The organism is Novosphingobium sp. (assembly GCF_036733805.1).
Lineage (GTDB): Bacteria > Pseudomonadota > Alphaproteobacteria > Sphingomonadales > Sphingomonadaceae > Novosphingobium.
This window is the reverse complement of sequence record NZ_DAIMZT010000025.1, coordinates 1-9,197: the sequence shown is the minus strand read 5'-3', so window position 1 is coordinate 9,197 and position 9,197 is coordinate 1. Positions and strand designations below refer to the sequence as shown.

Genomic DNA, 9,197 nt, shown 5'->3' with positions numbered 1-9,197 from the left:
AACCCCGCGCCTGGGTCCTGCCCATTATTTGACGGCTCGGCATCAAGCGCCGGCATGTCGGATATCAGGATCATGAAATCGGCAGTCGCCGTACCGGGCGCGAAGCGAGCCATCGAAATTGTTCCCGCCTTGTGGAGAATGCCGGTGCGGTTGGTCGCTTCGTGCGGAATTGGCGGGAACAGTTTTGCTCCGTTGCGAACACCACCCTGCAGGAGACCGGCGGGCGTATCGCTGTAAGGCAAGTGCATGGCGCGATAGAACACCGCACCATCCATACGCTTGCTGTCCACATATCTCAGGAAGTTGGCGGTCGTTAACGGAGCATGCGTCTTGTCGAGATCAAGCGTAATCACGCCTGCCGAGGTCGTTAACGAGACGTAGACATGCTCCACAGGTTCAGCAGCTGCCGGCGGCGCGGTCTCTGCCGCGAACACCGGAGCGATGCTGAAAGGAAACCCCAACAACAAGGCGAGACTGACCGCGAACCGGCCGCGACGCGCCGCACCCATTGACGGTTCAGCGTACCCGTGGGCCGCCGAAAGGCAGCGGCGGAGGCGGTCTGCGTGCGCCGCGCGGCAACTGCGCCTGATAAGCACGGCCGCAATGCTGGACGCAGTAAGGAAAACCGGGGTTCACCTTCTCACCGCAAAAATGGAAATCAGGCTCACCCGGATGCCCCATCGGCCAACGGCAGATGCGGTCATTCAGATCGAGAAGGCTGGTCTTATCCGCAACCTCCGGGCTGGGCTTGGCCGGAACAAGGCGCCTGGGCGGCGCAGGAGGGATCGGCTGCTGCTGGTCGCCGGGGCCCTGTCGCAAGAAGCCACCCGGACCGACGGAGATAATCCGCGGCTGCTCTACGGCAGGCTTGTCCGGAACGGCCGCGGGTGCCGGGTCAGCCCCGCGCGCGGCCGGCGCTTCGGCGGCGAGCGTCATGGGACGAGCGGGCGTTTCCACCTCCGGTTCGGCGGCGCGAACAGGCGCTTCGGCAGCCGGCTTCACTTTTCTGGGCGCGGCTGGACGCGACGGCTTCTCGTTCGCTTTGACCGGAGACGGTCGCGCCTTCAGGCCGAGGCGATGCGCTTTGCCAATCACCGCATTGCGGCTGACACCACCAAGCTCATCCGCGATCTGGCTGGCGGTCGCCCCGCCCTCCCACATCTTGGTCAGCTTCTCGATCCGCTCGTCCGTCCAACTCATCTCAGTTCCATTTTCCACGCCGGAGCAAAAAAGAATCACCCCGAATTTGAGACACCCCGCTTGCCTCACGAAGCCGCAGCCGATAGTCGCCGGTCCATGGCCGATCAAACAAATTCGACCGAACTGCTGACGCCCACCGCGATACCGCAGCCTAGCCGGTTTCCCGCAAAGGGCGAGCCCCTGATTCACCAGATAAACTGGGTGGGGCTCAAGACCCTTTATATGAAGGAGGTGCGGCGCTTCTTCAAGGTGCAGACCCAGACCATCTGGGCGCCGGCGATCACGACGATGTTGTTCCTGGTCATCTTCACCGTGGCGCTTGGGCGCGGCGGGCGCGAAGTGCTTGGTGTGAACTTCGCGACCTTCGTGGCTCCCGGCCTCATTGTCATGGGCATGATGCAGAATGCCTTTGCGAACTCAAGCTTCTCTTTCCTGGCCGGCAAGATACAAGGCACCATCATCGATTTCCTGATGCCGCCGCTGAGCGAAGGCGAACTGATGTTGGCGATGGTCGCGGCCGCCGTGACGCGGGCGCTGCTGGTGGGCCTGGTGCTGGCCGGCGCGATGCTGCTCTGGCCCGGCGTTCATCTTTCGTTGGCGCATCCCTGGGCGGTCGCCTGGTTTGGCCTGATGGGCGCGGTATTCCTTGCACTTCTGGGCTTCCTGTCGTCGATCTGGGCCGAAAAGTTCGATCACAACGCAGCGATCACCAACTTCATCATCGCGCCGCTCTCCCTCCTTTCGGGAACCTTCTATGTGATCGACAATCTTGCGCCGGCCTTCCAGGCTGTCAGCCGCGCCAACCCGTTCTTCTACGTGATATCGGGTTTCCGCTTCGGCTTCCTCGGCGTAAGCGACATCGGCGATACCAACCTGGCGGTGCTGCACGGCGCGCTTGGGCTTGGACTGCTCAACGCCATATTCGCATCAGCAGTCTATCTGGTCCTACGTTCGGGGTGGAAACTGAAAGGCTGAAGCTTTCGTCCCCTTGCGCGCTTCAGGCGGTGTCGAGAATATAACCGCAGGCACGCACCGTTCTCGGCACGTGCGGCACGCCGTGTTTCCGTAAAGTGCTGCGCAGGCGGCTCATCCACACATCGACGGTGCGCTCGTCATTCACATCCTTGCTCTTGCCCAGCACCCCTATCAGGTTACCGCGTGTGAACACGCGGTTCGGATGGCGGGCAAAGTGCGCAAGCAGACGAAACTCATTGACATTGAGCGGCAACATCCCCCCGCGAAAGCGCACTGAGTAGGCGTTGGTGTCAATGACCATCTCCCCGATCTTAAGAACAGCTTCCTCGGACGACGACACACCACCTTGGTATATACGCATCCGGTCCACAAGGGCCGTCGGCGTCAAGGGGCCGATGATGTAGTCGTCGGCCCCCGCCGCGATCGCCCGCATCTGCATGTCGTCATCGGCGTTAGGCAACACCATCGAAATTCGCGCATTTCGCCCCAGCCCTGACTCGCGAAGCAGCCGAACAAGCTGTATTCCGGCCATAGACGGCAGCAGCCAGTCAACGAAGATCCAGCTTGAATCATCCAGCGATTGGGTCAGCAGCCCGTCCGGCTCAACGATCTGGACCTGTATATTATAAAAAAGGTCTGAAATTGCATTGATATAATCGGTTCCGCCCGATGTCAGCAAAAGACGATTAAGCTTCAGCATTGGGATGATTTTCCATGGATCACGCGCGCACCGACGCGTTCCTATAACGCCGCCGGGCGAAATTTCCGCAGGTTCTTTTTGAAAGAAAATAGCAATATTTCTACAAAATTTTAGCCGCGAATCTGACATTCGACAGGAATAGAGGCCGCCGTGACCGCGGGGGCGGAAGGCAAGAACGCTAACCAAAGACCCTTCGGCACATGCCATCAGGGAGCACCGTTGTGCGTACTCGTGCTATTTCTTTATCTCTTTCCGCCTGCATTCTCGCGATCGCCGCGTCCGCGCCTGCGTTCGCTGAGGACGCTACCAGCCCCGCCGCAGTCCCGGCTGACGCCGCTGCCGAATCCGGCGAAGGGCTGAACACGATCACAGTCACCGCGACCAAGCGCGAGACGGATCTGCAGAAGACCCCGATCGCCATCTCGGTAGTCGATCCCACGATGATTAAGGATCGGCACGTCCAGAGCCTGCTTGATCTTGCCGATGGTTCGGTTCCGTCGCTGCGCGTCGCCACGTTCGAAGCACGCAAGTCCGCGCTGACCGTCGGCATCCGCGGCATGGTGCCGTTCGACCAGAACCAGACCGCGCGCGACACGCCCGTCGGCGTCTATGTCGACGGCGTTTATCTCGGCCGTTCGCAGGGCCTGAACGCCGCATTGTTCGACGTTGCTCGCATCGAAGTCCTTAAAGGTCCGCAGGGCACGCTCTTCGGCCGCAACACCGAAGGCGGTGCACTCAACATCGTCACCAAGGAACCGACCGGCGAGTTCGGCGGCCGCATCAGCGGCGGCTTCGGCAACTACGGCAGCCATGACGCGCAAGTCCACCTTGACTTCCCGGCCTTCGCCAACCTTGCGATCAAGGCTGACGGTGTGATCCAGCATCAGGACGCAACGGTCAAGAACCCGCTCGCCGGCCAGTACGGCTGGAACTACGACAATGCCGTGGGCGGCCGCATCACCGCCAAGTGGACCCCGGTCAGCGGCTTCACCGCCCTTCTCTCCTACGATAAGTCGAAGGATGAGAACACGCCGAACTACAGCCAGCTCATCAGCTACAATCCGAACAACTATCCTGTTGGCTCTTACGATGCCGCCGGTTCGCTGGTCTGCCCGACAGGCTCGACCTTCTGCGTCCGCCCCTTGTCGCCGATCGTCCATGTCAGCGGTGACAAGCGCCAGGATACCGCCGAGATCGGCGTGCCCCAGCAGCTCAGCACCGACAAGACCGAAGGTTTCGCCTCCACCCTCAAGTATGAGGTGACGCCGGACCTCGAACTGCGTTCGATCAGCGCCTGGCGCACCGTCACCACTGACCAATGGGACAACTCGGGCGGCGCGCACCGCACGGTTTTTACGCCCAACACCGCTTTCAGCCGCTACAGCCTTTCGCACTTCAATCAGCGTCAGTTCAGCCAGGAATTCCAGGCGGTCGGCAGCATGGCGCATCTCGATTATGTGTTCGGCGCTTATTACTTCAACGAGAAGGCCCACGAACTCGCCGCCACGCCGTCCAGCAACAAGTGGAATGCTGACGGCACCGGCTATACGATCAACAGCGAGAACGCGATTGGGCCGATCACATCGGGCAACCAGGGCTGGGATCCGGCCTCCTGGTTCGTGCAGCGCAACAGCGTCGCTCACGCCAAGAGCTATGCGCTCTTCGGCCAGGCGACTTACAGCCCGATCGACATCGTTCACCTGACTGTGGGTGCCCGCTGGACTCATGACAAACGCAATGGCTTGCTCTTCACAGTCCAAGGCAAGCCTACCGCCTTCCCATTCACGTATGACAAGAAGCGGGTTGATCCGCTGGTCGTGCTCGCGGTGGACGCGGCACCGGGCGTCAATCTCTATGCCAAGTACTCCACCGGGTATCGGGCGGGGGGCGCCAACGACCGCTCGCAGACGTTCACCGCCTTCCTGCCGGAATCGGTGAAGGCATATGAAGTGGGCGCCAAGACAACGTTCTGGGACAATCGCGCGCGCTTCAACATTGCGGGTTACATCATGGACCGCAAGGGCACGCAGACGGACTTCGACAACGTTGATACCAACCCGTCGAGCCCCACCTTCAACGCGCATACCGAGGAGACCCGCAATGCCCCTGGCACCACCAAGGTCCGCGGTATTGAGGCTGATCTGACGATTAAGCCGGTCGAAGCTTTGACGCTGGGCGCCTCTTATGCCTACACCTACTTCAAGGTGCCGGCGACGCCGAATCCGTTCCTGAACAATCAGCCGTTCCAGGTGAACATCGTCTACACGCCGCGTAATGCTGCTTCGGGCTTCATCGATTACGAGATGCCCGTTTCGAGGAACGGCACGACGCTGCGTGCGCACATTGACGCCAACTACGCCAGTTCGCAATACAGCTTCCAGGCGGAAAACACGAAGACGGATGCCAGCTTCGTGGTCAACGGCAGCGTTGCTCTGGCGGACATCCCGATGGGCCGGAGCGGCACCAAGACCACCATCTCGTTCTGGGTTCGCAACCTGTTCGACACGACGTACATCTATCGTCGCTCGTCGGCCAACTCGATCCCCGCCCCGGTGTTCGCGAACGGCGTTCAGCAGCTCAATGCGGACGGCACGCCTAAGCTGAGCTATTCGGGCGTGCTGGGTGACTACGGCAACCTGAACCCGCCGCGCACCTTCGGCGTCCAGGCCCAGATCCAGTTCTGAGCCCTCCCTGACGCAAATAGCAAAGGCGCCGTCCTTCGGGACGGCGCCTTTCGCATTTATGGTTCAACAAACAGTGTCCGGCGGAACCGGCCCTCCTGCGCGACGTTAAAGCGCCGAAGCCTCACTCCCATCGCTGGTGGGGGCAGGTTCCTTGGCCTCAGCGGGGTAATCGACCGTCGCAAAAACGTCGTCATAATTTATCAAACCGCTATCCAGCGCATAGAGGCCGACATCAAGCACAGCGTCAATCACGGCAGGACAAGCGAAGAAAGGACGCACATCCTTTGCCCCGTCAGTCGATGCAAACTGCGAAACATCCGCCGCATTCCAACGGTCATCCCCACCGCGATCAGAATTGTGCCGGCGGGCAATCCTTCCCGACTGCCAGTAGTATTCAGTCATCATCGCCTTCCCCGGAAGGCCGGTGAGTTCGCAAGCGTAACCGTCGCTTGTCGCAAGCCGATCGAGATCGTCCTGCGTTGCCGGCAGCGCGGCGGCGCGGAAACGGAAGAACCCTATCTTCTCCGGCGCCCCCGGTATCACGTCTTTCATGCCGAGCGATTGAGCGACCAGGCAATCATATTTGCCCTGCACATTCCAGCATCTGATGACTTCGTGATCGCGACGATGCGCAATGAAGCTGCGTTCATCCCCGTTTCGCCACTCAAATGCAGGACGGGCGTATCGCGTCTCCTCCATAGCATCAGTATGACGGTCTACCGGAGAAGCCCCACCGCAGGCCGTGAGCAACAGCGCGAGCGTCGCGCCGAACAGGGAACCGACATGACCGGACGGCGCCAAATATCGTTGCGGGATGTCAGGCATCCGCGACATCGTAGCGCCATTGTGTGTCCTTGGCCACATTGCTCAAGAAACGAAATGCTCATCTCGTCTCAAAGCGTGGCTCAGACGCCCTTATCTGATACCGGCTCCACCTACCACTCCGTGCTAAAGTGAAATTAACCGGCTCATGCGATAAGCACTTCTACAGGACAACACGGGTTGCTTTCATGTCTTTCTTCAAGGCCCTGATCCCCGGCTTTCTTCTGACTTGGATCGTATCCGGCATCATAGGATCGAACGGATCGCAAGCCGGCATTCTCGCCATCCAGCACAGCTTTATCGGAGAGCATGTCTTTTACTGGTCATGGCCACTGTTCCTGGCCGGAACCGGGCTTTTCTGGGCCTTATTCTGGATGATGGATTCCTGAACGCGGCAATTGCATTCGCGTCCATTGCGGCAAATAGTACCTCTCCATGTTCAAGGGGGATTTTCCGTAGTGCGAATGCCGATGCGCGACGTGCTGGCCGGGCTGTCAGTGGCCGGGTTGATGGTTCCGGAAGCGGTCGCTTACGCCGGAATAGCCGGTCTTGCCCCAGGCCGCGCGCTGATCGCCGGAATAGCTGGCGGACTGGCTTATACCGCATTCGGCCGGAGCAGGTTCGCCATCGTATCGCCCACTTCGTCCTCGGCGGTTATTCTGGCCGCGGCCCTCAGCACATTGAGCGCCACCGCGGACATGCGAGATGCCATGGCCACGGCGATGACCCTTGCGGTAGGCGTGATGTTCGCGGGCCTTGCGGCATTCCGGCTCGGCAGCCTCGCCGGCTTTATCTCCCGCCCGGTGCTTCGGGGATTTGCATTGGGTCTTGCCGTCACGATCATCATCAAACAACTTCCCAGGCTGGCGGGGGTGCCGGCGCCGTCCGGTCCAATCGCTTTTGTCGTTCTGGCCCTGGTGAGGGAAATGGCCGACTGGCATTGGGGCAGCATAGCACTCGGCATAGCCGCGCTGGCCGCCTTGCTTGCTGTACGCCGCGTTCGCGCGATACCGGGTGCGTTCGTCGTGATTGTCGCGGGGATAGCGTTAAGCTCCTTTGTAGATCTTCACCGTTTGGGAATAGCCTTGGCGGGACCGGCATCGCTGGTTTCCCCGCATATCGCTTTGCCATACGGCTTCGACACCTGGACCCGGATTGCGCAACTGGCAGCGCCGATCACGCTCATCATTTTCGCTGAAAGTTGGGGCACGGTAAGGGACCTAGCTTTGCGACATGGAGATTCGCTTTCGCCCAACCGCGAACTGGGCGCGATCGGGATAGCGAATTGCGCGGCTGCGCTATTCCAGGGCATGCCGATCGGAGCCGGCTTTTCTGGCTGTTCCGCCAATGAGGCTGCGGGGGCGCGGAGCCGGTGGGCCGCCATCAGCGCCAGCCTCTGCGTTCTCGCGCTGGCGATGATGGCAGGAGGACTCATCGCTCGCATTCCGGAGCCTGTGCTCGCCGCCGTCGTCATCAGCGCGCTGACCCATGCTTTGTCCCCAGCGCCGCTGCTGCGCCTGTTTCGCCTGGGCCGAGACCAATGGATCGGCCTTGCGGCCGCATTAGGAGTGCTTGGCTTGGGCGTGCTGGACGGGATGCTGGTGGCGATCGCCTTGTCAATCGCGGAATTACTGTATCGCCTTTCTCACCCTTCCGTCAGCGAACTCGGCCGCGTTGACGGCGGACATGATTTCATCGACGTAGCGCGTCATGGCAACGCGGCACGGATTCCCGGCGTGGCTATTTTCAGACCCAATGCCCCCCTCTTCTTTGCAAATGCCGAAACCAGCCTGAGGGCGATCAACAACGCCGCACGGGAGAGGGCCGAGCCTGTGCTCGTCCTAAGCTTGGAAGAAAGCAACGATCTCGACAGTACCGCGGTTGAAGCGCTCTGCGAGTTCGCACGGCTGTTACAATCGGAATCGCGCCGCCTGATCCTCGCGCGTGCCCATGATCGGGTGCGCGATGTACTCGTGGCGGCTGGACGGGAAGATCTGGCGCGTGGCTCAACCTTCAGCGTGGCGGATGCCGCTGCCCTCGCATTGAGAGATCTCTGACCATGGCGATCAGCAATTCGATCCAACCGATCCTTCACCCGGTTCGCATCCGGGATCTGCGGCCTACTCAGCTCACGGTCGGCATCCGTGAAGTCCATCGCAAACGTGAACAATGGCGCCAACGCCCACGCGATGAGGCGGGCGGATTTCTCGGTGCGCATATGATCCCCGCGGTGATCGGACCGGACGGGAAGCCTTGGATCGTCGATCATCATCACCTCGTGCTCGCGCTTCATCTGGAGAGCGTGGAAGAAGTGATGATTTCCGTGCTCGCGAAACTGAACCACCTGCCCAGAAAGCGCTTTTTTGCCTTCATGGATGCGCACAACTGGTTGCACCCTTATGATGGCGACGGGAAACGCCGCGACTGGCACGAACTGCCTCGGCGCATCGACAAGCTCATCGACGATCCCTATCGCTCACTCGCGGGGGAGGTGCGCCGTGCCGGCGGATACGCAAAGGTTCCCACTCCCTATTCCGAATTTCTCTGGGCGGACTTCTTCCGCGATCGCATCAAGAGAAAGCTGATCGAAACGCATTTCACAAAGGCGCTGGATCGGGCACTGCGCCTGGCACAGACCAGCGCCGCCGCTCACCTCCCCGGCTGGGCGGGTGTGGACGGTGAGGACTAACGATCAGACACTCCCGAACGCCCCTTCCCAACTGCCCCTTCCTCGCCATGGAGCACTTCGAGGGACCGTACTTTCGATTGTGATTGCGCGGCGGAAAAATCGATTATATCGTCGAGACGGGCTGCGC

General features: G+C 60.7%; 9 protein-coding genes. 5 read left to right on the top strand and 4 right to left on the bottom strand.

Going from position 1 to position 9,197, the window contains the following annotated elements:
* The coding region (locus V7D69_RS07835; protein WP_333605509.1) for a peptidylprolyl isomerase at nucleotides 1-509 on the bottom strand (509 nt) is incomplete at its 3' end.
* A 7-nt stretch (nucleotides 510-516) separates the two neighbouring features.
* Nucleotides 517-1,200, bottom strand: coding sequence for a GcrA family cell cycle regulator (locus tag V7D69_RS07830; RefSeq protein WP_324060781.1), 684 nt, complete (start codon nucleotides 1,198-1,200; stop codon nucleotides 517-519).
* Nucleotides 1,201-1,296: 96 nt separating this feature from the next.
* On the opposite strand from V7D69_RS07830, the gene V7D69_RS07825 reads away from it, so the two are divergent.
* Nucleotides 1,297-2,175 carry an ABC transporter permease gene (locus V7D69_RS07825; protein WP_333605508.1) on the top strand — a complete coding sequence of 293 codons (879 nt, stop codon included), beginning with the start codon at nucleotides 1,297-1,299 and terminating at the stop codon, nucleotides 2,173-2,175.
* A gap of 22 nt (nucleotides 2,176-2,197) precedes the next feature.
* Here V7D69_RS07825 and V7D69_RS07820 read toward each other — a convergent pair whose 3' ends face one another.
* Nucleotides 2,198-2,875: a response regulator transcription factor gene (locus V7D69_RS07820; RefSeq protein ID WP_333605507.1), complete on the bottom strand. Its 678-nt coding sequence runs from the start codon at nucleotides 2,873-2,875 to the stop codon at nucleotides 2,198-2,200.
* 200 nt (nucleotides 2,876-3,075) lie between these two features.
* Between V7D69_RS07820 and V7D69_RS07815 the strand changes: the two genes are divergently transcribed.
* On the top strand, nucleotides 3,076-5,559 hold the full coding sequence (locus V7D69_RS07815) for a TonB-dependent receptor (protein WP_442947046.1): 2,484 nt from the start codon (nucleotides 3,076-3,078) through the stop codon (nucleotides 5,557-5,559).
* Between the two features lie 105 nt (nucleotides 5,560-5,664).
* On the opposite strand, the gene V7D69_RS07810 is transcribed toward V7D69_RS07815, so the two are convergent.
* The gene (locus V7D69_RS07810; protein ID WP_324061145.1) at nucleotides 5,665-6,393 is read right to left on the bottom strand and encodes a hypothetical protein; all 729 of its coding nucleotides are present in this window, start codon (nucleotides 6,391-6,393) and stop codon (nucleotides 5,665-5,667) included.
* Nucleotides 6,394-6,569: 176 nt separating this feature from the next.
* On the opposite strand from V7D69_RS07810, the gene V7D69_RS07805 reads away from it, so the two are divergent.
* The 3 genes from V7D69_RS07805 to V7D69_RS07795 all read left to right on the top strand — a co-directional run bounded on the left by V7D69_RS07805 (nucleotide 6,570) and on the right by V7D69_RS07795 (nucleotide 9,070).
* Nucleotides 6,570-6,770: a hypothetical protein gene (locus V7D69_RS07805; RefSeq protein WP_324061144.1), complete on the top strand. Its 201-nt coding sequence runs from the start codon at nucleotides 6,570-6,572 to the stop codon at nucleotides 6,768-6,770.
* A 75-nt stretch (nucleotides 6,771-6,845) separates the two neighbouring features.
* The gene (locus V7D69_RS07800; RefSeq protein ID WP_333605527.1) at nucleotides 6,846-8,438 is read left to right on the top strand and encodes a SulP family inorganic anion transporter; all 1,593 of its coding nucleotides are present in this window, start codon (nucleotides 6,846-6,848) and stop codon (nucleotides 8,436-8,438) included.
* Between the two features lie 2 nt (nucleotides 8,439-8,440).
* On the top strand, nucleotides 8,441-9,070 hold the full coding sequence (locus V7D69_RS07795) for a ParB-like protein (RefSeq protein WP_333605505.1): 630 nt from the start codon (nucleotides 8,441-8,443) through the stop codon (nucleotides 9,068-9,070).
* Nucleotides 9,071-9,197 lie beyond the last annotated feature (127 nt).